Here is a 23780-nt window from a genome sequence, read left to right on the forward strand (position 1 = left end):
AAGTCTCTTTGACCGCTTTCGGTTTCCGTTCCATGCTGCTCTCCCCCGTCTCAGTATCCGCCCTGCAACGGCATCACGCCGCAGGCCTGCCCTATTACCACTAATTGCTTGTCCTGAACGGATTTTAGTGAATGATATACCAACCGGTTTTACGCACAAGCGATTAGCTCGTTTAACACGCAAGCGTTTGGCTGGTTTCAAAAACACTCCGCAACAGAACGGAGCAGTAATCAACGTTTTTTTGGGGAAACAATCAAGGCTCTTTTTACGCAAAGGCTTTGTAACGGCGCTTACTCCGAAACAGAACCCGAACGGGTTTTGGGATATGCGCTGATGAGGAGGACATCCACATGCCGTCTCCCCGCACCTCTATGAAACAATTCAATACAGACTGCATACGGAAACAGACATGAACACGCATCTGAACAGCAATCTCAAAACCAATGCTGACCGCCTCTGGGACACCCTGATGGATATGGCCAAAATCGGCCCCGGCATCTCAACTGGCAATAATCGCCAGACACTGACCGATGAAGACCGTGAAGGCAGGCTGCTTTTTCAGAAGTGGTGTGAAGATGCCGGCATGACCATGAGCATCGACACGATGGGGAATATGTTTGCCCGCCGCGAAGGCAGCGATCCGTCCCTGCCGCCGGTAATGCTCGGCAGCCATCTCGACACCCAGCCGACCGGCGGTAAATTCGACGGTGTGCTTGGTGTCCTTGGCGGGTTGGAAGTGGTGCGCACCCTCAATGATCTCGGCATTAAAACCCGTCATCCGATTGAAGTGGTCAACTGGACCAATGAAGAAGGCGCACGTTTTGCTCCTGCCATGCTGGCCTCCGGTGTTTTCGCCGGTCTGTTTGATGAAGCATGGGCAAAATCCCGTACCGATGCGGAAGGTAAAACCGTTGGTGGCGAGCTGAAGCGCATCGGCTTTGAAGGTTCAGTGCCAACGGCCAAGCGCCCGATCAAAGCCTATTATGAGCTGCATATTGAACAAGGCCCGATCCTTGAAGACGAAGGGCTAGATATCGGTATTGTTACCCATGGTCAGGGGCTGAAATGGTTGCAGATTACGCTGACCGGTAAAGAAGCCCATACCGGCTCAACGCCTATGCGCAAACGTGTGAATGCAGGACTTGGCATGGCACGCATTACCGAGCGCGTCGATGAAATCGCATGGGAACACGCGCCGAATGGCGTGGGCGCTGTCGGCTATGCTCATATCAGCCCGAATTCCCGCAACATCATTCCGGGCACCGCTGTATTCGTCGCTGATTTCCGCAATCCGGACAAAGCAGAACTCGCCATTATGGTGCAGAAGCTGGAGAAATCCGTTGCAGAAATCTGCGAGAAAATTGGCCTGACCTATCAGATCGAAGAAGTCGGCGCTTTTGATCCGGTTTCTTTTGACGAGACCTGCCTCTCGACCATTCGTCAGGCAACAGAGCGTCTCGGACTGACACATCGCAATATTATTTCCGGTGCCGGTCATGATGCCTGCTGGATTAATCAGGTCGCACCATCGGCCATGATTATGTGCCCTTGCGTTGATGGCCTGAGCCATAATGAGGCCGAGGACATCACCAAAGAATGGGCTGGCAACGGCGCGGATGTGTTGTTGCATGCGGCATTGGAGACCGCTGAAATCGTATAAGAATCCGCTCCGGCATGAGCACTCATGCCGGAGCCCTTAACCTTTTCGATCAATCCGCATCTGTTCGCAAAAAACCATAAGGGGAAACGAACAATGTCACATACCGGATCACCTACCAAGTCACAGACAGATAACAAAACCACACTGATTAAAGGCGGTAAAATCGTTACCGCAGACCGCTCTTACGATGCCGATATCTTGATCGCAGACGGCAAAATCGCCGCTATCGGCCATGATATGCAGGGCGATACCACAATTGATGCGCATGGCTGCCTGATTATGCCAGGTGGCATTGATCCCCATACCCATCTGGAAATGCCGTTTATGGGCACCCACAGCACCGACGATTTTGACAGCGGCACCGCCGCGGCACTGGCAGGCGGTACCACGATGGTGGTTGATTTTGTGCTGCCCTCACCGGAAGGCAATCTGCTGGAAGCACTGCAGGAATGGTTTCAGAAAGCCGGAAAAGCACGCACCGACTATTCCTTCCATATGGCTGTCACCGGCTGGAGCGAGCGCTGTTACAATGAAATGCCGGAAGTGGTGGCACGCGGCGTCAATACTTTCAAACATTTCATGGCCTATAAAGGCGCACTGATGGTCAATGATGACGAGATGTTTGCCTCGTTCCGCCGTTGTGCCGAAATCGGCGCCATGCCACTCGTACATGCGGAAAACGGTGATATTGTCGCTCAATTACAGCAAAACCTGCTGGCCGCAGGCAATACAGGACCAGAAGCGCACAGCTATTCCCGACCACCGGAAGTGGAAGGCGAAGCCACCAACCGTGCGATTATGATTGCCGATCAGGCAGGCGTGCCGCTTTATGTGGTGCATGTTTCCTGCGAACAGGCGCATGAGGCCATCCGCCGTGCCCGCCAGAAAGGCATGCGTGTCTACGGCGAACCGCTGATCCAGCATCTGACACTGGATGAGAGCGAATATCAGAATAAAAACTGGGACTATGCAGCGCGGCGGGTGATGTCCCCGCCGTTTCGCGACAAGCTCAATCAGGATGGCCTCTGGGCGGGTTTAAGCGCCGGTAGTCTGCAATGTGTGGCCACTGACCATTGTGCTTTCACCACCGAACAAAAACGCCATGGTGTTGGCAATTTCACCAAAATCCCGAACGGTACCGCAGGGCTGGAAGAGCGTCTTCCGGTGCTCTGGACAACAGGGGTACGCACCGGCCGCCTGACCGAGAATGAATTTGTCGCGGTTACCTCCACCAATGCGGCGAAAATCCTCAATATCTATCCGCGCAAAGGCGCTGTGTTGGAAGGATCAGACGCTGATCTGGTGATCTGGGATCCGAATGCAACCAAGACAATCTCAGCCAAAACGCAGCAATCGGCGATTGATTACAGCGTGTTTGAGGGGATGAAAGTTACCGGTCTGCCGCGTATGACCATCAGCGGCGGCCGTGTCGCCTATGCGCAAGGCAAGGTGTTGGCAGAACCCGGTGCCGGCCAATTCGTGGAACGTGCGCCGAATACGCCGCAGCAGCAGGCTTTGTCGGTCTGGAAAGATGTGGTGGCACCACGCAAAGTGGAACGCGATCCCGCACTGATGCCGATTGGCGTGTAACCACATATAAAAATGGCGGGGATTCTTCTTGAAGAATCCCCGCCATTTTTGCTTCTTATTCCGGCTTCATCTCCAGCGTAGCCGCATGAGCCAGCTCACGGTCGAGGCGTTTTTCCTCATCGCTTTTCGGCTTTGTGAAACGGCCGAGCAGCAGATAGGCCACCGGTGTCACATAAAGCGTGGCAATGGTTGCCAGACCAAGGCCGCCAACGATAATCCAGCCCAGTGCGATACGGGCTTCCGCACCGGCACCGGTTGCAATCACCAGCGGAATACCGCCGAGCACCGCACAGATCATTGTCATACAGACAGGACGCAGACGAATATTCGATGCTTCTTCCACGGCCTCCCGCAAAGACAGGCCACGGTCGCGCAACTGATCGGCGAACTCCACAATCAGAATACCGTTCTTCGCCATAATGCCGACCAGCAGTACCAACCCGATCTGACTGTAAACATTGAGACTGGTGCCGGTAAGGATCAGCGCCACGATAGCACAGCCAAGCCCCAGCGGCACGGTCGCCATAACGATCAGCGCACTGACGAAACTCTCAAACTGCGCGGCCAGTACCAGCAGAATGATCACCACCGCAAAACCGAACACCATGAACAAACCGGTCGAGGTTTCGCCCAGTGTGGCGGCTTCTGCAAGCGGCACCATTTGTACACCCGCAGGCAGCAGCGGTGCTGCCAGTTCCTGCACGGTTTTATAAGCATCGCCCAGAGCGAAATCACTGCGCAGATTGGAGGTAATCGCAATGGAGCGCAGACGCTGCTCACGCGCCAATTGCGGCGGCACAGCAATTTCACGCACCGAAGCAATCGTTGCCATCGAAACATAGCGGCCGTCACCGGTACGCATGAAAACATTTTCCAAATCCGTCGGATCATTGATCGGATTGGAAGTCGCCATCATTTTCACATCATAGGAACGGTCACCGATATAAACCGCACCAATCTTACGACCATCCAGCACCGACTGCACCGCATTGGCCAGACCGGTAATATCAATACCAAGATCGGATGCGCGTTCACGGTCGATCTGCACCGATAGCTGCGGCTGCGTTGCATCCACCGACAAGCGCGGCTGCATGAAACGCGGATCTTTTTCCATCTCGGTCAGCAGCGCACGGGTTACCGGCTGGATCGTTGCATAATCATTGCCGACCAGTGTGAACTGCAAACCGTTACCCGCACCGCGAATACCCAGACTGTTTGACTGCAAGGTAAAGGCACGCACACCGGTAATCGGACGCAAACGCTGATTGATGTCGTTGACGATATCCTGCTGCTTGCGCTCACGCTCACTCCATGGCGCCAGTGTCAGCACCATAAAACCATTATTGGAAGCACCGCCGGAACCGGCAATCGCATAGGAATTGATGATCTCGCCATTGTCGCGCAATGGTTTCAGACGTTCATCAATCTGCTCAAGCTGCGAACGCAGGAAATCAATACTGATGCCTTGCGGCCCCGAAATACGCAGCATCACGGAGGAGCGGTCTTCGTTTGGTGTCAGTTCCTGACGCAAGGTCGTATAGGCACTCAGCGAGAGAAACGCGAAGACAAGTGCAGCAGCAACCACAATCCATGGCGCATTCAGACACCAGTGCAAACTGCTACGATAGAATTTTGCCAGTCCCATGCTGATGCGGCCGACAATACCCTGTGGTTTATCTGTGGGCGCACCGTGATCTTTGACCTCGCCGGTCATAAAGCGGGAAGCCAGCATCGGGCACAATGTCAGCGCCACCACGCCGGACAGCAATACCGCAATCGCCAGCACGAAACCGAATTCGCGGAACAGACCACCCGCCTGCCCCGGCAGGAAAGAGATCGGTACAAACACTGCAACCAGTGTCAGAGTTGTGGCAATCACCGCGAAGAACACTTCCTTCGTGCCAAGCACAGCAGCTGCGCGCGGCCCCAGCCCCATTGCGCGGCGGCGAACAATATTCTCCAGCACCACAATGGCGTCATCCACCACCAGACCGGTTGCCAGAACCAACGCCAGAAGCGTCAGAATATTGATAGAAAAGCCTGCCAGATAAATTGCAGCAACCGTACCAACCAGCGCCACCGGAATGGAAACAGTCGGGATCAATGTCGCGCGGATATCGCGCAGGAACATATAGATCACAGCAATAACGATCAGAATGGCTGCAATCAGCGCAATCTGTACCTCATGCATCGCGCCCCTGATGAAATTCGCATCATCACTGGTCACACGCATAGTCATGCCTTCCGGCAATGTCTTGTTGAGGCGCTCCACTTCCGCACGGACACCGTCAGAAATATCCAGCGTATTCGACTGTGCCTGACGGATAATACCAAGACCGATACTGTTGCGGCCATTATTCAGTACCGCAGAGCTTTCAATATCCGGTCCGAGCGTGACATTGGCTACATCACGGATACGGGTTTGCCCCTTGATGATAATGTTCTCAAAATCTGCCGGTGATGCAACGGAGGCCGTGGCACGTACAACAATTGCCTGCGAAGCACTGCGCAGCGATCCGGCAGGCTGATCCAGCGCCATCGAAGCCAATGCAGAACTGACATCAGCAAAGGTCAGGCCGTAGCTGGCAAGGCGCTTATGATCGATATCAATACGGAAAATCTTATCGCGGTCGCCATAGGTTTCAACATCGGCAACACCGGGAACGGCGGACAGCACATCGACGATCTGATCTTCAACAATCACCGTCATATCATCAACGCTGAGCGTTTCAGACGCAATCGCCAGACGCATCACCGCATCGGCATTGGAATCCGCTTTGATGATACGCGAGGCATCTGCCTCTTCCGGCATCTGGTTGGCCACACGCGAGATCGAGTCGCGCATATCAGCGGCAGCCACGTTGATGTCGACGCCGTCATTAAATTCAACCGTCACACGGCTGCGGCCGAATGAGGAGGTTGAGGAAATATTCTTCACGCCGGAAACACGTGCGACTTCGTTTTCCAGAACCTGCGTAACCTCGCGGTCAACCGTTTCAGCCGATGCACCGGTAAAGGTTGTACTGATCGAAATAACCGGACGGTCAACATCCGGCAATTCGCGGATATCCACACCGGTCAGCGCGGCAAGACCTGCCACAACAATCAGCACGTTAAGCACAAAAGCAAAGACCGGACGCCGGATAAACAGCGCAGTAAAGCCACCGTTTTGCGGATTGTTCTGCGCTTCAGCTTCTGCAGTTTTCGCAATCAGAGGTTCTTTATCCTGCTCCGGCAGGTTATTTTGACCGGCAGATGATGTATCGGAAGCCATAGTCATCCCGCCCGTTTATTATTGGCCTGTGCCGTTGCCGGTGCGGTCGGGCTGGCAGAATTATCTGTCTTCTGCCCTTTGATCGTGACACTGCCGCCTTCACGCACATTCTGCACGCCTTCGGTTACAATCACGTCACCCTCGGCAAGTTCACTGTCCACCAGCACAGAACTGGCATTGCGCTGAATGATACGGATAGCAACACGCTCGGCCATACCATCCGAGCCGATACGCCAGACATAGGAACCATCACCGTCCCACTGCACTGACAAAGGATCAACTGCCAAATACTGATCGCCCGGAAACAGGATCGTCACAGTAAAGGACATGCCTGAACGCAACACATCACTCGGATTGGTGATTTCGGCACGCACCCGCATGGTACGGCTCGCCGCATCAATCATATTATCCAGTGCACTGATCTGTCCCTGAAAACTCTTGCCCGGCAAGGCAGTCGGCACAGCGCTCACAGCCTGACCGATGCGTAATTGCGGTGCAAAACGCTCCGGCACCCAGATATCAATCAGCAATTTTGAACGGTCATCAATCGTCGCAATGGTGGTTGAGGACGTGACATAATTACCGGCATCCACCGGCAGAATACCGACAATACCGGCAATCGGCGCTTCAACAGAGCGGCGGCTCAATGCCAGTTCGGCATCCTTCACCGCAAGTTTTGCATTGGCAAGAGCGAGATCAGCGGCAACCACCTGCACCTGTGTTGCCGTATTGGAAGCCCGCAAGGTCGTCATACGTTTTTGCGTAATTTCCGCATCTTTCAGCAGAACCTGTGCTTTTTCGACTGCAATCTGCTCGTTTTCCGCATCCAGCTCGGCAATGATCTGGCCTTTTTTCACCACACTGCCGGCGCTGACCAGAAACTGACGGATCGTTCCGCTGGAATAAGGCATCAGCGCAACAGTATTCAGCGCCACACCGCTGCCGATCGCACTGAGCTTGTCGTTGACGATCTGCTTCTGTGCAGGCTTGGTCATAACCAATGGTGCACTGCGTCCGCCGCTATTGGCTCCGGCAACCGGTGCTGTTCCCGTTGCTGTGCCTGTGCGCTCAGCATTATACCAGCTCCAGCCCCCGAAGGCGGCGGCAGCGACGACCACACAAACCGCAATCTGTTTCCAGTTTTTCATTCTATCCCGATCTTGCCGCAACCTGAGTTTATTGCCCGCAGTCGCAGGCTCACACTATCATGCCCTTAAAATGCGTAATCTGCGCCCGCAGGTCTAATTAAATTTCTGTAATCCTGCTGTGACGAAGCGCCCGAAACCCTATAAAACCGGCATTTACCGGATTTTAAACCGCTCTATTGGCTCTGACATGCGCCGATATGGTTAATAATACTTAAACATGACCACCATCTGACAAAGCAAAACGGGCGGAAACATGATGTTTCCGCCCGTTTTTATAAGGAACGTAATTATATTTTATACGAGCGCCTTATAGGCAACAGCCATACGTGCTGCCAGCTTGGCATTATTCAGCACCAGCGCAATATTGGCTTTGAGGCTGCGGCCTTCCGACAATTCATTGATGCGGGCGAGCAGGAATGGTGTCACATCCTTACCGCCAACGCCCTGATCAGCAGCCTCTTTAACAGCAGCTTCAATTGTGCCGTTAATGAATTCCGGTGTCAGTGCATCTTCTTCAGGGATCGGATTTGCAATCAGAATACCGGTGCCGGAACCAAGTGCATGATGAAGTGCCATTGCTTTTGCAATCTCTTCGGCGCTGTTCAGACGGTGATCAGCTTTACAACCGCTTGAACGGGTGAAGAATGCCGGAAAATCGTCGCTGCCATGAGCAATGATCGGCACGCGCTGGGTTTCCAGATATTCAAGGGTTTTAGGAATATCGAGAATGGATTTTACACCGGCGCAAACGACAGTGGTATTGGTCATACCCAGTTCGTTCAGATCAGCGGAAATATCAAAGCTGTCTTCCGCACCGCGATGCACACCGCCAACGCCGCCAGTGGCGAAAATTTCAATACCGGCAAGCGCAGCAATACGCATGGTTGCCGAAACAGTGGTACCGGCAGTCAGACCCTGCACCATATCTGCGGCCAGATCACGGCTCGATGTTTTAACGGCATCGGTTGTCTGTGCCAGCTGTTCCAGCTGCGCATCGCCGAGACCAACGTGAATTTCGCCCTTCAGCACCGCAATCGTTGCCGGTACAGCACCGTTTGCACGGATCACATCTTCAACCTTGCGTGCCATTTCCAAATTCTGCGGGAAAGGCATACCGTGAGTGATGATTGTGGATTCAAGAGCAACAACAGGCGCACCTTTATCAAGGGCGTTACGGACTTCGTCGCTGAAATGCATGGTCAAACTGGTCATAAGGAGCAGCCTTTCTGAGGGAGGTTATGTCTTAAAATCATTCGCTTACGCGATAGCTTTTTGATTATTCGCTTATACGGTGGCGGTGTGCTTCCAGGAATTGTGCGGATAAATCCGGATGCACACTGGCGTCGCTTTCGGTTGTCAATGTTGCCAGCAATGTGCCGGTGCGTACCGCTTCCGGCAATGGTTTCTGGTCAAGCAGGCAATAGAGCGTGCCGGAGATCAATGCGTCACCTGCACCGGTAATATCCACCGGCTGTGCAGGCACACTAGCAATATGACGGATACCGTTTTCATCACCGATATGAACACCGGCAGCACCCATTGTCATCACGATCTTAGCCACACCGCGCTCACGCAGCGCACTGATCGCCTGATCTGCCGAAAGACGAGGCGTCCCCGCCGGATGACGCAACAGACTATGCGCTTCATCAAGATTGAGGAACAACAGGTCTACGCCGCTGAGATCCTGCGGCAGACGCAGTGCTTTCGGCGCGGAAACCGTATCAACGGCTAAACGGAAACGGCTACCGGATTTTTTCGCCAGCAAGGCTTCCAAGGTTGCCTGCGGCAGATTGCAATCGGCAAAGACCCAGTCAGCCGAAGCCAGCTGCGGCCAGACCGTTTCTAACATCTCCGGCTTCAGCAGATCGAAAATGCCCATGTCAGCAATACCGAGTGCCAGTTCATTATCAGGCCCCAGAATTGCAGCATATTCAGCGGTCGGTGCCTCATTAGTGACAATCGCGCGGCTGACATCAACACCAAGCAGGCGCAGATTATCGAGAATAGCACGACCGGTTTCGTCATCGCCGAGAATGGAGACAAAACCGATATTCACACCCAAACGTGCCAGATTTTCCGTAACATTGCGCGCAACACCGCCATGGCTGCGATAACCGCTGACCGGATTGGATGTCTCACTGATCAGAGGGGCATGTGCATGATATTTACGGTCAAAAACCGCACCGCCGATACAAACGATACGCTTGCTCACCGGCAGATAATAGCCGCGCCCCAGTACAAAGCCCTTCTGGGTCAGTTGCACAATATGTGCAGCAACAGTTGAGCGCGCCAAACCTAAAGCATCGGCAATCTGCTGCTGACCGACAAACGGATTGGCAATAATCATATCCAGAACAGCACGTTCCTGTGCCGAGAGATCCTGCAAGCTTTGTGTTCCGGCTTTTGCTGTCGGGTTCACATCCTGATCACTCTGCACCATTGCTATTCTCCGTATCAATCTTTGCGGGAGTGAGCCTTCTAGCACAGCAATTTACAACAATCAAAACATTTGTTTTATTTTAAACAACTGTTTTAAACTCTGTTTAAGGTACGATTGCTCACACTCAAATTCAGAAAAATCACTTTTTCAATAAAGCGCACACGGAAATTTGAAATCCTGCATCAAAGCGCTTATATTAATGCTTTGCAGGATTTTAGCCTTTGTGGGGACAGGCTGGCAGTCAGGCATAGATATGCAACTTGACAGTCCGTGACCTGATCGGGTCCGTGGGTGGAAACGGGGGACAGGGAGAGACCTGTCAGCCTGACGGATGGATAAAATGACCTTTATGAAAAACAAGGATTTTCAAAGGCCTGCCGACACTGCATCTGCAGAATCAGAGAAACAGCGTGCTGAAAAATTGCAGCTTATCAATTCTGACCAGACTGACAGTCCTGTCACGCCATCCGAAATACTCCCCACTCCGCAGGCACCGGTAACAACCCTCGCTTCCGCAACACCACTTGGCGGCAGCACGGTCCCGCCGGTCTATGCAGATAATCAGCCCGACTTCCCGCCGCACGATAAAGATGACTGGTACGTCCCGTTACGCCACCGGCTGTCCAGCAAATTATTGCTGATGATCATTCTGGCCGTGCTGATTGCGGAAGTCATCATTCTTGTACCGTCGATCGCCAATATGCGCACGCAATGGCTGACCACCAAACATAATATGATTGCGACATCGAGCCTGCTTTTGCTCGACAGCAACCCCGGTGCCACGCTTGAACCGCAGGTTCAGGATCAATTGCTGCGCTCCAGCGGTGCAGAAAGCATTACAGTGACGCGCAACGGCACCAGCCGTGTTCTTGCTTCATCACCGGTAACACCGCCGGTGAGCGAATATATTGATCTGACAACGGCAACACCGCTGAGTGATTTTCTCGGCGCATTGCAGACACTGATCAGCGGCGGCAAGAAGGTCATGCAGATTTCCGGCCCGCCGGACTATACCGGGACAACAGTCGATATCGTGATGTATGACACCGCCTTACATGACCGGCTGATCCAGAACTCGCGCATTATTGCCACGATTTCTCTGCTGATCTCGCTGATTGCGGCAGCGCTGATCTATTTCATCATTCACCGTCTGCTGCTACGCCCTGTCGGCCATATGTACAGCAATATGTTTGCCTTCGGCCAGAAGCCCGAAGATCCGACCCTGATTATTGACGCCTCCTGCCGTAAAGATGAGCTTGGCTATGCCCAAAACCGGCTGGCACAAATGCAAACCCATCTTCAGCATTTGTTTCATGAGCGCAAACATCTGGCAGATCTTGGCCTCGCAGTCTCCAAGATCAATCATGACATGCGCAATATTCTGGCATCAGCACAGCTGATGTCCGACAGTCTGGCCGATACACAGGATCCGGTCGTACAGCGCTTTTCGCCAAAGCTGATCCGGACACTCAACCGCGCCATCACCTATTCAGAGACAGTAATCGCCTATGGCCGCACGCAGGAAGCGGTTCCGGTGCGTCAGCAACGTCTGTTGCGCCCGCTGCTGCATGAAGTCGAAGACATGCTGGTGATTCCGCCGAATGTGGAGATCACCTTCCGCAATATGATTCCGGTCGATTTTGAAGCCTATATCGACAAAGAACAGATGCTGCGTGTGCTGAATAATCTCTGCCGTAATGCCGTGCAGGCGATGAGTACACACAATACCGCGCCGGAAACCGAGAAAAGCCTGACCATTTCCGCATGGCGCATGGGCAATCAATGCTGCATCGCCGTTGCCGATACCGGACCCGGTTTACCGAAAAAAGCGCGGGATAATCTCTTTACCGCGTTTCGCGGGTCTACCCGCAGCGACGGTACCGGCTTGGGGCTGGTGATTGCTCAGGAACTGGTGCGCGCCCATGGCGGCACCATCGAATTGCGCGAAGACTACACGGAAGGCGCTTTATTCGAGATTCGCATCCCCGATATGCCGGCCTATCCGCCGCAAATGCAGCGCAGCCAACGCAATATGGTGTAATTATTTCAACGCGCTGCACGGAAAACACTGCCGAGAAAGCCACGCAATCGCGTGGTTTTCTTGTTTTTATCCCCACGCTTCAAAAAAAATACAAATTTTTGAAAGTTTTCCGTTACAAACCCTTGCAATGCCAAACAGAACCCTTTAGAGAGCGCATACCGCACGGAAACGGCGCGGTTCTAGGGCATGCACCCGTAGCTCAGCTGGATAGAGCACCAGACTACGAATCTGGGGGTCAGAGGTTCGAATCCTTTCGGGTGCGCCATTTTCTACTTTGATAAGATTTTATTTTAATACGAAATAAAGTTCTTAAGAGAGTGCCGTACCAAACGAAGCACTCTAGGCAAGCACCCGTAGCTCAGCTGGATAGAGCACCAGACTACGAATCTGGGGGTCAGAGGTTCGAATCCTTTCGGGTGCGCCATTCCTTCTCTCACTGAGATAATATTTTCCTGAAATGAACAAAGAACACCTTCAAAAGCAAAGCTTTTGGCAGTGTCATATTCTCTCATCATTCAAGTTTCCTGCAACTGCTGCATCATCCGCACCAGCTCGGGTAAAGATGCAGCCTGCATTTTGCGCATTGCCTGTGCACGGCGTACTTTCACCGTAATTTCGCTGATACCAAGCTCCGCAGCAATCTGTTTATTAAGCAGGCCTGCAACCACATGAGTAACCACGTCACGCTCACCATCACTCAGGCCGGCATAATGATCTTTCAGTGATTTCAGGCTGTTGCGGGCGATACGGTTTTTACGGTCGAGTTCAATGGCCTGATGGATTGCATCCAGCAAATCCTGCTCGCGGAACGGCTTGGTCAGAAACTCAACAGCACCCTGCTTCATCGCCTGCACGGACATCGGAATATCGCCATGACCGGTGATAAAAATAACCGGTAACTGCACATCCCACTTGTCCATCTCACGATGAAAATCCAGCCCGCTCATGCCGGGCATACGGATATCCAACACCAGACACGCCGGAGCATCATGACGTTCTGTGTCCAGAAAAGCCTGCACAGATGCAAAGGACTGCGCTTGCCGACCCACAGAGTTCAGAAGATCTTCAATGGCCTCCCGCAAAGACTGGTCATCATCAATAATATAAACGACCGGTTCTTCTGTATTATGAGTATCACTGACCGGCTGTTTCATGCTTTTGTTCCGCTGCCATTTAATGTGAATTCTACAACAAGACCGTGCGGGTGACGGGGATAGGCACGGATAGCCCCCTGATGCGCCTCGATAATACTCCGGCTGATCGCCAGACCAATACCGATACCGCCTGATTTGGTGGTATAAAACGCATCGAACATGGTTTTCAGCCGCTCTGCGGGCACCCCCTCGCCGGTATCAGACACCGCCACGCGAACAGAACCATCCGGCTCACCACGCGACAGGATCATGATCTCACGCGGCTCCACGCGCTTACTGTCCCGCACCGCCTCCACCGCATTGCTGAACAGGTTGAGCAGCACCTGCTCAATCTCAATCCTGTCGCCTTGTATCACCGGCAAAGCCTCATCGAGATCGAGCCGGATACTCACCCGCCAGCGTTCCAGATCACCGCGCACCAGTGCCAGCACGTCCAGTATCAGATTGTTCATACGGATATCTTCACGCGCAGCAGGCTGACGCTGCACCAAAGCACGCACACGCCCCACCACTTCCGCAGCACGCGTTGCATCTTTGCTGATCCGCTCAGCGGCTTGCCGCGCTTTTTCAATATTCGGCGGCTCAGTCGCCAGCCAGCGCGTGCATGCCGCCGCACTGGTGGTGACAGCTGCCAATGGCTGATTGACCTCATGCGCGATGGACGCTGTCAATTCGCCGAGTGTCATCACCCGCGCCATTTGCGCCATTTGTTTACGCGCTTCTTCTGCGGCCTGCTGTGCATTGCGGATTTGTAAAGCCAGCCATGTTGTGACGGCAATCGCCGCAACGCTGATAAAGCCGTTGACGACCCCTGACTCCGGCGAGCCGCTCAATGTCAGAAAATAGCTGACAATCGTCATCAGCACACAAAGCAGCGCAGTGGCGATCACCGCCTTAGGCTGTAACAGGCGCACGGCCAGCAACACCACAGCCACATAGAAGACAGCCGCCGCAATCTCGAGATCTGTCACCGTATCCGCAATAAAAATTGCGATAATCAGCGCAAGACCAGCCAGAAGCTGCCAGAAACTGGCACCTTCCAGCATCATCGGCACAGAAAGTGCCGATTTGATCCGGTCTCCAAAAGGCTGCTTATCTGTCTGCATTATGCACTTTCAATAATCTTTATCGCCGTCATCGGATGTAACATAACGCCAGCGCACCGAAGTCACCAGCGGCTCCAGACTTAAGCGGCCGATAATCTGCTCCAGCAACGGATCCTGATTATTATCAGCGCGAAACAGCGCATTCACCTCAACGCGGTTGCTATCCTCAATATTGGTGCTTTCAAGATCCTGAATATGCAGAACCGTACCAAGATCGCGCAGCAACAGCGAGCGCACATGCGCCTCCGCATCGCCCATACAAACAATGCTCACTGCATAGCGGCTGTCAAATTCTGACCCGCTTGCCGGTTGCCGGTCAATCAGATGCACCAGCGGACGCAAAAACAGGTTCACACTGATAATAAACAACGTGGCAATGGCCGCATGAAGATAGAAGCCAGCGCCGCACATCACGCCGACAGCCGCAGAGCACCATAGTGTTGCAGCCGTATTCAGCCCGCGGACGTTAAAACCTTCTTTGAAGATAATCCCTGCGCCCAGAAAACCAATACCGGAAACAATCTGCGCTGCCACACGGGTCGGACTGGTATCACCATCAACCAATGAGGCAAACAAAACAAAGGTCGCCGCACCCACCGCGACCAGCGTATTGGTGCGCAACCCCGCAAGACGTTGACGCCATTGCCGCTCAAACCCGATAATACCGCCTAGCACAAAAGCTGCTGCCAGTGCTGTAAATGTATGTAAGAGACTTTCAACTGAAACCATAATCTGCCCTGCCATTTTCGTCTGTATTCCGATAGCAGCTTTATTTCGCAACGATATGAAGATTTTCTAATACAATAAAAATCGTGCAATGCTGGCTGTTCCTGTCTCTTTTTGCTGCGTAAAACAAGCTTAACCTCTGAGAATATACTTTAGTATATCCGCATAACACCTAATCATATTAAAACAGTCTTTGTTCATAGTTGAGGCGACAGACCATCTGTTTTAAACACAGGTCAGGACAGTTCAACTGTTCAGTCACCGGCTTCAGCGCCTGCTCTGATGAAATTCAGACAGGGGCTCTGAAACCACATCTCACGTGCATTCTTCCTGAATATTCAGGATGCACCCGCAAGGATCGCGTTCCTAAATGCCAAGCGACAGTAGTCAACAAACCAAGCCGCAGCAGCAACCGGACTGAGCCTTTGCAGGTTTCACCCGTGCCGTTGCGGCTAATGAGGTGAAACATGACCTATCCAATTCTCAACATGGCGCAAATTCTGTGCGCATCCCCGCTCAATGGCGATACACGTCGTTTTGTCCGTTCCTCACGCCTGCCAAAACTGGCTGACGGGCCGGATGTTGTTGCCGTCATCGCTGACGGCGGTAACCGGCCGGTTGCCCGCTGGGTGCGTAATCCGCAAAACCGCAAACTGGAATGTATCTGGTCTGCAGCAACAGGCGGAGCACAGTCATGAGTGTTCTCTTTGATGTTCTCATGGTCTTCGGCTTCACGCTGCTGATGCTTGCCGTCAGCTTTATCCGTGTGCAGGCCAAAGCAGGTTTTTATGAGCCATTACTCAAAACCCAGACTGCAGAAGAACTGCCCCTTGATAACGGAGAGAACTATGGACGACGACAGTAGTCGGTGGCTGTGTGCGGTCTGATAGCGGGAACCTCCCCTTCCTGCTTTCAGACCGCATGCAGCCACTCCCCCACAAAACCAGACAAGTTAAAGTCCGGCACAGAGCTTTGCGTCTTCCGCAGCATAATTCCTTAAACTTGAATCAGTTTAAGGGAAAATTATGCTGCATATATAAAGTGTTAGAGCGACCTTTATGCGCCCAATCGGGCGCACGGCGCTCTATGCGCGGAGCGGCTCTGTGCTGCCATTTTTCAGCGATGATCCGTCATCGCGGGAGTATCTCATGAACAAGCCGCTCAAAAACACCGCCTTTCAGGCGGATAAAGACGACCGGAAACTTTCATCCCGTGCGATGAAAGAAGCCCGCAACAGCCTTGATACAACACTCGCCAATCTGCGCAGCGATCAGCAAGGGCTGACCAATGCCGAAGCAGCGCTGCGCCTGCAGGAAAACGGTGCCAATGAAGTCGCTCACGATAAGCGTCCTCATGCCCTGATCCAGTTGCTGCAGGCCTTCAACAATCCTTTCATCATGGTGCTTATGGCACTGGCTGCAATCAGCTCTGTCACCGATATCTGGCTGCCGATGCGCGACGGCGAAGAAGTCGATTATACCGGCGTGACCATTATCGTGACGATGGTCGTGCTCAGCGGCTTGCTGCGTTTCTGGCAGGAATACCGCTCAGGCAAAGCTGCTGAAGCCCTCAAGGCAATGGTGCGCACCACAGCCACAGTTTTGCGCCGCAGCAGCGGCGGCAACACACCGGAACGCCATGAAATTCCGATGCGTGATCTGGTGGCCGGTGATATCGTGCTGCTATCTGCCGGTGACATGATCCCTGCGGATATCCGCCTGATTGAATCGCGCGATCTTTATGTCAGTCAGGCTGTTCTGACCGGTGAAGCACTGCCGATTGAAAAATACGATACGCTGGGTTCCGTTGCCGAGAAATCTGCCGCCGCTACCGCTACTGACGAAGCAGATATGCTTGATCTGCCGAATATCTGCTTCATGGGTACCAATGTGGTGTCCGGCACAGCGACAGCCGCGGTTGTTGCCACCGGCGCACGCACCTATTTCGGCTCGCTGGCCAAAGCCATTGTCGGCTCCCGTGCAGAAACCGCCTTTGACCGTGGTGTAAACTCCGTCAGCTGGCTGCTGATCCGTTTCATGCTGGTGATGGTGCCGATTGTGCTGCTGATTAACGGCTTTACCAAAGGTGACTGGGCAGAAGCCTTCCTGTTTGCGCTCGCCGTTGCCGTGGGTCTTACACCGGAAATGCTGCCGATGATCGTGTCTTCTAACCTCGCCAAAGGTGCGGTTGCGATGTCACGCCGCAAAGTAGTGGTGAAACGCCTCAACGCCATTCAGAATTTCGGCGCGATGGATGTGCTCTGCACCGATAAAACCGGCACGTTGACACAGGATAAAATTATCCTCGAACACCATGTGAACAGCAAAGGCGAACGCGACGACCATATTTTCCGCCTCGCATGGCTGAACAGCTATCATCAGAGCGGCATGAAAAACCTGATGGATCAGGCCGTTATCCGGTTCTCCAGCGGTCTGGGCGATGTGCTGCGCTCTGCCTCATTCTACCGCAAGATTGATGAGCTGCCGTTTGACTTCATCCGCCGCCGCCTCTCCGTGGTTGTGGAAGGTATTCACGGTGATCACCTGCTGATCTGTAAAGGTGCCGTGGAAGAAATGCTCGCCATTGCCACACAGGTCAAAGAAGGCACGCAAATTCTGCCGCTGGATGATAAACGCCGTGCGGAACTGACAGCGATTGCCCGTGCCTATAATCAGGATGGTTTTCGTGTTCTGGTGATTGCTACCCGTGATATTCCGCAAGGCTCGACCAAACCGCAATATAGCGAAAATGACGAATGTGAACTGACCGTTGAAGGTTTCCTGACCTTCCTCGACCCGCCAAAAGAAACCGCTGCTCCTGCCCTTGCCGCTCTGCGTGACAATGGTGTGGCTGTGAAAGTTTTGACCGGCGATAATGAGATTGTCACCACCAAAATCTGCCGTGAAGTCGGGCTGGAACCTGGCACACCGGTGATGGGACGTGATGTCGAGAAAATGGACGACGCCACCCTGCGTGTCATCGTTGAAGACACCACTGTTTTTGCCAAGCTGACACCATTGCAGAAATCCCGTGTTCTCAAGGCACTTCAGGCCAATGGCCATACGGTCGGCTTCCTCGGCGACGGGATCAATGATGCGCCGGCGCTGCGCGATGCCGATGTGGGTATTTCCGTCGACAGCGGTGCAGATATCGCCAAAGAATCCGCCGATATCATTCTGCTGGAAAAGAGCCTGATGGTGCTGGAGGAAGGTGTTATCAAAGGTCGTGAAACCTTCGGTAATATCATCAAATATCTCAATATGACGGCCAGCTCAAATTTCGGTAACGTCTTCTCCGTACTGGTTGCCTCTGCCTTCATTCCGTTCCTGCCAATGCTGGCAATCCACCTGCTGATCCAGAACCTGATGTATGACATCTCGCAGCTGGCTCTGCCTTGGGACAAGATGGACAAGGAATTCCTGAGCAAACCACGCAAATGGGATGCGAAGAATATCGGCCGCTTCATGCTCTGGATCGGACCGACCTCTTCGATCTTCGACATCACGACTTTCGCGCTGATGTGGTATGTTTTTGCTGCCAATTCGCCTGAAATGCAGTCACTGTTTCAATCCGGCTGGTTCATTGAAGGCCTGCTGTCCCAGACCCTTGTCGTGCATATGCTGCGCACCCAGAAAATCCCGTTCATCCAGAGCACCGCTGCTTTGCCGGTGATGCTGATGACCACACTGGTGATGGCAATCGGTATTTATATTCCGTTCTCGCCACTGGGTAATGCTGTCGGTCTCGTGCCGCTCCCATGGGAATATTTCCCTTGGCTGGCCGGTACGCTCATCAGCTACTGCATCGTCGCACAGGGTATGAAAGCCATCTATATCCGCCGCTTCGGTCAGTGGTTCTAAAGCCTCAAGCCAGAAGGCTAAAATTACGGGCAGGTTGTCCTGCCCGTAATCTCTTGTAACAACAGGATATGCCTCATGACCTATATCAACCGGCTATCTCCCCTCTGCTTTCAGGCACCTCTGCCGCGAAACCAACCACCGCGCAAAGGGCGAAAATCCGCACCGCGATTTCAGCATAAACCACCGAGAAAACTCGGCTGGTTCGCCCGTTTGCTCTGCCTGTTTCTGCTCAGCCTGTGCGGCCTTATTCAGACTGTCACCACATTTCTTCTGCGCAAAAAACGTCTGTCACCTAAACGACGGAAACAATTACTGGCCTATCATGCCACACTCAATGAAGCGGCAATCCGCATGCTAAGACGATAAAAAAACGGAGAGGTTGCCCTCTCCGTTTTTCTTTGTCTTATCGGTTGTCTCAGCCAGCCAGTGTATAGGCGGTTTTAACAGTCGTGTAGAATTCCGCCGCATAACGCCCCTGCTCACGCGAGCCGTAGCTGGAACCTTTACGACCGCCAAACGGCACATGGAAATCCACGCCCGCTGTCGGCAGATTGACCATCACCATGCCCGCATCGGAATTGCGCTTGAAATGCGTTGCATATTTCAGGCTGGTTGTTGCAATGCCGGAAGACAGGCCGAATGCTGTATCATTGGCTGTTGCCAGCGCTTCTTCATAGTTTTTCACGCGGATAACACTGGCCACAGGGCCGAAGATTTCCTCGCGGGAAATGCGCATCTGGTTGGTGGCCTCTGTGAACAAGGCAGGGCGGAGATAGAAGCCCGGTGTGCCGCGTTCCAGTTGCTCACCGCCAAAGGCCAGTTTCGCACCTTCCTGTGAACCAAGCGCAATATAATCCAGATCCTGTTTCAGCTGGCTGTCATCCACCACAGGGCCGATGTGGGTGCCGGATTTCAGAGCATCATCAATCACCAGCGTCTTCATACGTGAAACCAGTGCATCCACAAAGCGGTCATGGATACCTTCCTGCACGATCAGACGGGACGATGCTGTGCAGCGCTGACCTGTTGAAAAGAAAGAGGAATTAAGCGCGGCATCAACGGCCACATCCAGATCGGCATCATCCAGAATGACAAACGGGTTTTTACCGCCCATTTCCAGCTGGAACTTGCGGTTATGAACGATCGAAGCCGCAGCGACACGCTGACCAGTACCGGTGGAACCGGTGAATGTCAGGGCATGTACATCCGCACTGTCCAGAATAGCCTGACCAACAACCGAGCCCTTGCCCATCACCAGATTGAGAACGCCTTTCGGCAGACCTGCGCGGTGCAGAATATCAACAATCGCATGAGCGCAGCCAGGCACCAGATCAGCCGGTTTGAATACCACGGTATTACCGTAGCAAAGTGCCGGTGCGATCTTCCATGCCGGAATGGCAATCGGGAAGTTCCACGGCGTAATAATACCGACCACACCAACCGGCTCACGGGTCACTTCAACACCGATATTCGGGCGAACCGACGGCAGCACTTCACCGGCTAAGCGCAGGGCTTCATTTGCAAAGAAGTCGAAAATCTGCGCGGCACGCATGGTTTCGCCAATGGCTTCCGGCAGCGTTTTGCCCTCTTCCCGTGCCAGCAAACGACCGAGTTCTTCTTTGCGCGCCAGAATTTCATCAGAGGTTTTACGCAGGATCGCATGGCGCTCCATGATGCCGGAGCGGGACCATGCCGGAAATGCCGCCTTGGCTGCTGCAATCGCGCTCAGCGCATCGGCCTGTGTTGCGCGGGCATATTCCCCCACCACATCATTGGTATCAGACGGACTGATATTCGGGATTGCCTCGCCGCCAACCCACTCACCGTTGATCAGATTTTTATGCAATGTCATATCCTGCAAACTCCCCTTTGCGTGTCGTCCGAATGTTTCATCTTATCGGCGGCACATACGTATATGATGCATCAAACTAATATGATTTTTCCATCGCTGACTATGGCTGAGGCCGTATCAAGCGATGATCATTCGGAATGATGGTGATATATCAGTCATTATATTAAGTTATCTGCGCTGTCACTACACATTATTCATTTGAAAGCCGGATGATCCACTCTTTGATATACTGCGGACGAACCTATATAATAGCGAGTAAGACTGATCGGAGCGAAACATGATAATCGGCGAGGCAGAAAAAGCATCCGGCATCTCCGCCAAGATGATCCGCTATTATGAATCCATCGGGCTGATTGATGCGGCCAACCGCACTGCATCCGGCTATCGCGTCTATTCGGACCGCGATGTGCAAAATCTGCGCTTTATCCGCCAGTGCCGTGATCTCGGCCTGTCGCTGGAGCGGATCAAATTACTGCTCAATCTCTGGCGCAATGATCAGCGTGCCTCGGCGGAGGTCAAACAGATCGCTCTGGCCCATGTGGCGGAACTTGAAACCAAAATTGCCGATATGCGCTCCATGGCTGATACCTTACAGCAACTGGCCGACCGCTGCCACGGCGATAATGATCCGAATTGCGCTATTATTGATGCCCTGTCCCTGCAAAACCAGATGATTGCAGAGAATAAGCACAATTGCAGCAAAACCAGTGCCAAGAAATAATGGCTCAGCCCTGTTCCTGTCCGTTTTCCTGCTCAGACAGGTCGGGCAACGGCAGCTGAATGATGCAAATAAGGCCTTCTTTCGCCCAGACTTCCTTAAAAGAACCCTGCATCTGCACATCAATGCTCATCTGTTTCAGGCGCGAACCAAAACCGCGTTTGGACGGTTCCTGCGCAATTTCGGGTCCATGAATCTCGAGCCACTCGATTGTCATCACCGGCTTCTGTTTCGACAGCCGGATTTCAACATATCCTTGCGGCACGGATAAAGCACCATGCTTGACGGCATTGGTGACCAGCTCATGAAAAACCAGACTAATCGGCGTGACATGCCCGACAGGGCATAACAGCGCCTCCCCGGTAACACGGATACGCTCCTGATCTGCAAAACCATAGGGCTCGGCCAACCGGATCAGCAAATCATTCAATGAAATATGTGTCTGCGTACTCAGCGCCGTCGTATTGCTCTGATAGGTCAGCGTAAATGCACTGGCGAGTGCCGTCATCCGCTCACGCATCTGGCTGACATAATCCTGTACATCCGTTTTGCCCCGCGCCGACAAATTCATCAGGCTGATGATAACCGCAAACATATTTTTCAGCCGGTGGTTAAGCTCCTGTGCCACCACTTCCCGTTGCTGCAACGCCATTTGCTCTGCTGTGACATTGACGATCAGTCCGAGTACCGAAGGCTTGCCGCTATCGGTATAGATACGGCGGCCAATGCCCGTCACCCAGAGCGGATGCGGCTGATCTTCATCGCGGATGCGGAAGGTTTCACGTACAATCTCACCGGATTGCAGCGCATTGCCCAGCGCGGTTTGCACACGCAGCTTATCCTCATCATGCACAAGCGGCATGAAATCGGTACCAAAATTGATTTTGTGCCTGTCCTGAAAAGCCAGCATATGACTGGCGCGACCATCCAGTGTCACCTCGTCATCATCAGGATTATATTCCCACACACCGATATTACCGGCATCAAGCGCCATTTGCAGACGCAATTGCGCTTCCAGCAATCGCAGTTCCTTGGTGCGGTTACGCTTATCAGCTTCAGCCAACGCAACACTGACCACATCCAGTTCTTCAATGCCTGACTTCAGCGGCTTCACTTCCGCTATGTCGCCCACAGCTTTGGCCTGTGCCGCCAGCTTTCGCACCGGCCGGGAAATTTTGCGTCCAAAAAACCCCGCCAGTACCACGCTCAGTAAAACAGTTCCGGCAAGCAGGAAAACAAAATAAGCAAAAGCCAGCCAGACCGGCCGGCTCAATTCCGCACGATTAACACCAATTGCGGTTCGCCAGCCGCTGGCATCAGAACGGATATAATAGCCGAAAACCTCATTACCATCGAGAATTGTACCGCGCCAGAACCCCTCCGCATCCCGCGTTACGGCACGCAGATTATCCGGTATCAGCTTGCCGACGTAAGCCTTGCTATCACTGCTACGCGCCAGCACCCTGTCATCCGGATCGACAACAAAAGCAGTCCAGTTTTTATGCAGATCACGTATATTCAAAATATCGCTGATCCGTTGCGCTTCCATCGACAAAGCAAGGTAATATTGCAGCCTGCCCTCAACGATAACCGGACGCAGTACCGTAAAGTAATAGGGATCATCCGGACGGGCGCGCATGAGGCCGCTGACATAAGTAGGCTTCTCCAAAGAAACCTGTTTCAGATCTGCCTTTGTCAACAGCGGAATATCCGAAATATGTTCCGTATCCGACGACACCAGCAGCTTCGCTTCCGGATCATAGATCGTCATAACAATATTCAGTTCAGCCGCCATATCCCGCAATGTTGTTTGCAAAATATCAAAGCGGCCATTTCTTAAAATATTGGAATAGCTAATGATTTCAGCGGCGCGCTGTAATCCGTAAATCTCGCGGTCAATGGTAATGGAGAGAGCTTGCGTGACATCTAACGTCTGGTTTTCAATGCGCGTTCTCTCGTGCATGACCAGCAGCCACAGAAAAAAGCCTGACAGGAAAATCAGCGGAAGCAACAAGACCAGCGCAAACTGCGTAAGATGCCGCTTCAAATTCGCTTCCCCCTGACCGGTTCCGTTTCAGGCCAAAAGGCCGCGCCTCTCAGCAGAAAAAAGAACGATACGCGCAATCTTTGATCAAAGATAAAAAAATTATCAAATCATAGCAAGTACGTAAAAACCGGTAGTGAAGCCCGAACAGAACGGATGAGCAATCT

The 23780-nt window shown here is 53.0% G+C and carries 17 protein-coding genes and 2 tRNA genes; 10 read left to right on the forward strand and 9 right to left on the reverse strand.

Annotation, left to right across the window (positions count from 1 at the left end; all coding sequences use genetic code 11):
* The first annotated feature begins 409 nt into the window (after positions 1 to 409).
* Both DFR47_RS06030 and hydA read left to right on the forward strand, forming a co-directional pair.
* On the forward strand, positions 410 to 1660 hold the full coding sequence (locus tag DFR47_RS06030) for a Zn-dependent hydrolase (RefSeq protein WP_113943499.1): 1251 nt from the start codon (positions 410 to 412) through the stop codon (positions 1658 to 1660).
* A gap of 93 nt (positions 1661 to 1753) precedes the next feature.
* Positions 1754 to 3250 carry a dihydropyrimidinase gene (hydA, locus tag DFR47_RS06035; RefSeq protein WP_113943944.1) on the forward strand — a complete coding sequence of 499 codons (1497 nt, stop codon included), beginning with the start codon at positions 1754 to 1756 and terminating at the stop codon, positions 3248 to 3250.
* Between the two features lie 55 nt (positions 3251 to 3305).
* Here hydA and DFR47_RS06040 read toward each other — a convergent pair whose 3' ends face one another.
* The 4 genes from DFR47_RS06040 to DFR47_RS06055 form a co-directional block, all read right to left on the reverse strand.
* A complete protein-coding gene (locus tag DFR47_RS06040; protein ID WP_113943500.1) occupies positions 3306 to 6524 on the reverse strand; it encodes an efflux RND transporter permease subunit in 3219 nt (1072 codons plus the stop codon).
* A 2-nt stretch (positions 6525 to 6526) separates the two neighbouring features.
* Positions 6527 to 7672: an efflux RND transporter periplasmic adaptor subunit gene (locus DFR47_RS06045; RefSeq protein WP_113943501.1), complete on the reverse strand. Its 1146-nt coding sequence runs from the start codon at positions 7670 to 7672 to the stop codon at positions 6527 to 6529.
* Positions 7673 to 7966: 294 nt separating this feature from the next.
* Positions 7967 to 8884 carry a pseudouridine-5'-phosphate glycosidase gene (locus DFR47_RS06050; RefSeq protein ID WP_113943502.1) on the reverse strand — a complete coding sequence of 306 codons (918 nt, stop codon included), beginning with the start codon at positions 8882 to 8884 and terminating at the stop codon, positions 7967 to 7969.
* Positions 8885 to 8948: 64 nt separating this feature from the next.
* Positions 8949 to 10112: a carbohydrate kinase gene (locus DFR47_RS06055; protein ID WP_245416467.1), complete on the reverse strand. Its 1164-nt coding sequence runs from the start codon at positions 10110 to 10112 to the stop codon at positions 8949 to 8951.
* Between the two features lie 340 nt (positions 10113 to 10452).
* On the opposite strand from DFR47_RS06055, the gene DFR47_RS06060 reads away from it, so the two are divergent.
* The 3 genes from DFR47_RS06060 (at position 10453) to DFR47_RS06070 (ending at position 12577) form a co-directional block, all read left to right on the forward strand.
* Positions 10453 to 12153: a sensor histidine kinase gene (locus tag DFR47_RS06060; RefSeq protein ID WP_170137451.1), complete on the forward strand. Its 1701-nt coding sequence runs from the start codon at positions 10453 to 10455 to the stop codon at positions 12151 to 12153.
* 188 nt (positions 12154 to 12341) lie between these two features.
* Positions 12342 to 12418, forward strand: a tRNA-Arg gene (locus tag DFR47_RS06065).
* A gap of 82 nt (positions 12419 to 12500) precedes the next feature.
* A tRNA-Arg gene (locus DFR47_RS06070) sits at positions 12501 to 12577 on the forward strand.
* 91 nt (positions 12578 to 12668) lie between these two features.
* Here the strand turns inward: DFR47_RS06070 and DFR47_RS06075 are convergent.
* The 3 genes from DFR47_RS06075 to DFR47_RS06085 are packed head-to-tail and all read right to left on the reverse strand — an operon-like array spanning position 12669 to position 15157.
* Positions 12669 to 13307 (reverse strand): response regulator transcription factor, encoded by a 639-nt coding sequence (locus tag DFR47_RS06075; protein ID WP_113943504.1) that lies wholly within the window; start codon positions 13305 to 13307, stop codon positions 12669 to 12671.
* Positions 13304 to 14413: a sensor histidine kinase gene (locus DFR47_RS06080; RefSeq protein WP_245416468.1), complete on the reverse strand. Its 1110-nt coding sequence runs from the start codon at positions 14411 to 14413 to the stop codon at positions 13304 to 13306. Before DFR47_RS06080 ends, DFR47_RS06075 begins: the two co-directional genes overlap by 4 nt.
* Positions 14414 to 14422: 9 nt before the next feature.
* Positions 14423 to 15157, reverse strand: a complete 735-nt coding sequence (locus tag DFR47_RS06085; protein WP_374788331.1) for an MgtC/SapB family protein — start codon at positions 15155 to 15157, stop codon at positions 14423 to 14425.
* Between the two features lie 449 nt (positions 15158 to 15606).
* Between DFR47_RS06085 and DFR47_RS06090 the strand changes: the two genes are divergently transcribed.
* The 4 genes from DFR47_RS06090 (at position 15607) to DFR47_RS06100 (ending at position 19365) form a co-directional block, all read left to right on the forward strand.
* Positions 15607 to 15837: a hypothetical protein gene (locus DFR47_RS06090; protein ID WP_113943505.1), complete on the forward strand. Its 231-nt coding sequence runs from the start codon at positions 15607 to 15609 to the stop codon at positions 15835 to 15837.
* Entirely contained in the window at positions 15834 to 16004 is a 171-nt protein-coding gene (locus DFR47_RS21725; protein ID WP_170137452.1) for a hypothetical protein, read from the forward strand. Before DFR47_RS06090 ends, DFR47_RS21725 begins: the two co-directional genes overlap by 4 nt.
* 283 nt (positions 16005 to 16287) lie before the next feature.
* Entirely contained in the window at positions 16288 to 18999 is a 2712-nt protein-coding gene (mgtA, locus tag DFR47_RS06095; RefSeq protein ID WP_113943948.1) for a magnesium-translocating P-type ATPase, read from the forward strand.
* 75 nt (positions 19000 to 19074) lie between these two features.
* On the forward strand, positions 19075 to 19365 hold the full coding sequence (locus DFR47_RS06100) for a hypothetical protein (protein WP_113943506.1): 291 nt from the start codon (positions 19075 to 19077) through the stop codon (positions 19363 to 19365).
* 49 nt (positions 19366 to 19414) lie between these two features.
* Here DFR47_RS06100 and DFR47_RS06105 read toward each other — a convergent pair whose 3' ends face one another.
* Positions 19415 to 20851, reverse strand: a complete 1437-nt coding sequence (locus DFR47_RS06105; RefSeq protein WP_113943507.1) for an aldehyde dehydrogenase family protein — start codon at positions 20849 to 20851, stop codon at positions 19415 to 19417.
* Positions 20852 to 21128: 277 nt separating this feature from the next.
* Here DFR47_RS06105 and cueR point away from each other — a divergent pair, with 277 nt between their 5' ends.
* The gene (gene cueR, locus DFR47_RS06110; RefSeq protein ID WP_113943508.1) at positions 21129 to 21572 is read left to right on the forward strand and encodes a Cu(I)-responsive transcriptional regulator; all 444 of its coding nucleotides are present in this window, start codon (positions 21129 to 21131) and stop codon (positions 21570 to 21572) included.
* Positions 21573 to 21576: 4 nt separating this feature from the next.
* Here cueR and DFR47_RS06115 read toward each other — a convergent pair whose 3' ends face one another.
* Positions 21577 to 23616 carry a sensor histidine kinase gene (locus DFR47_RS06115; RefSeq protein ID WP_113943509.1) on the reverse strand — a complete coding sequence of 680 codons (2040 nt, stop codon included), beginning with the start codon at positions 23614 to 23616 and terminating at the stop codon, positions 21577 to 21579.
* Positions 23617 to 23780 lie beyond the last annotated feature (164 nt).

Origin of the sequence: Pseudochrobactrum asaccharolyticum (assembly GCF_003314995.1) — a bacterium.
In the GTDB taxonomy this organism is placed as follows: domain Bacteria; phylum Pseudomonadota; class Alphaproteobacteria; order Rhizobiales; family Rhizobiaceae; genus Pseudochrobactrum; species Pseudochrobactrum asaccharolyticum.

Excerpts from the sequence above, each read along its gene's own strand:
- DFR47_RS06085 (WP_374788331.1), bottom strand. The coding sequence starts at position 15,157 with ATGGCAGGGCAGATTATGGTTTCAGTTGAAAGTCTCTTACATACATTT.
- hydA (WP_113943944.1), top strand. The coding sequence starts at position 1,754 with ATGTCACATACCGGATCACCTACCAAGTCACAGACAGATAACAAAACC.
- DFR47_RS21725 (WP_170137452.1), top strand. The coding sequence starts at position 15,834 with ATGAGTGTTCTCTTTGATGTTCTCATGGTCTTCGGCTTCACGCTGCTG.
- DFR47_RS06105 (WP_113943507.1), bottom strand. The coding sequence starts at position 20,851 with ATGACATTGCATAAAAATCTGATCAACGGTGAGTGGGTTGGCGGCGAG.
- DFR47_RS06050 (WP_113943502.1), bottom strand. The coding sequence starts at position 8,884 with ATGACCAGTTTGACCATGCATTTCAGCGACGAAGTCCGTAACGCCCTT.
- DFR47_RS06040 (WP_113943500.1), bottom strand. The coding sequence starts at position 6,524 with ATGGCTTCCGATACATCATCTGCCGGTCAAAATAACCTGCCGGAGCAG.
- mgtA (WP_113943948.1), top strand. The coding sequence starts at position 16,288 with ATGAACAAGCCGCTCAAAAACACCGCCTTTCAGGCGGATAAAGACGAC.
- DFR47_RS06100 (WP_113943506.1), top strand. The coding sequence starts at position 19,075 with ATGACCTATATCAACCGGCTATCTCCCCTCTGCTTTCAGGCACCTCTG.
- DFR47_RS06090 (WP_113943505.1), top strand. The coding sequence starts at position 15,607 with ATGACCTATCCAATTCTCAACATGGCGCAAATTCTGTGCGCATCCCCG.
- DFR47_RS06055 (WP_245416467.1), bottom strand. The coding sequence starts at position 10,112 with ATGGTGCAGAGTGATCAGGATGTGAACCCGACAGCAAAAGCCGGAACA.
- DFR47_RS06030 (WP_113943499.1), top strand. The coding sequence starts at position 410 with ATGAACACGCATCTGAACAGCAATCTCAAAACCAATGCTGACCGCCTC.
- DFR47_RS06075 (WP_113943504.1), bottom strand. The coding sequence starts at position 13,307 with ATGAAACAGCCGGTCAGTGATACTCATAATACAGAAGAACCGGTCGTT.
- DFR47_RS06060 (WP_170137451.1), top strand. The coding sequence starts at position 10,453 with ATGACCTTTATGAAAAACAAGGATTTTCAAAGGCCTGCCGACACTGCA.
- DFR47_RS06045 (WP_113943501.1), bottom strand. The coding sequence starts at position 7,672 with ATGAAAAACTGGAAACAGATTGCGGTTTGTGTGGTCGTCGCTGCCGCC.
- DFR47_RS06080 (WP_245416468.1), bottom strand. The coding sequence starts at position 14,413 with ATGCAGACAGATAAGCAGCCTTTTGGAGACCGGATCAAATCGGCACTT.
- cueR (WP_113943508.1), top strand. The coding sequence starts at position 21,129 with ATGATAATCGGCGAGGCAGAAAAAGCATCCGGCATCTCCGCCAAGATG.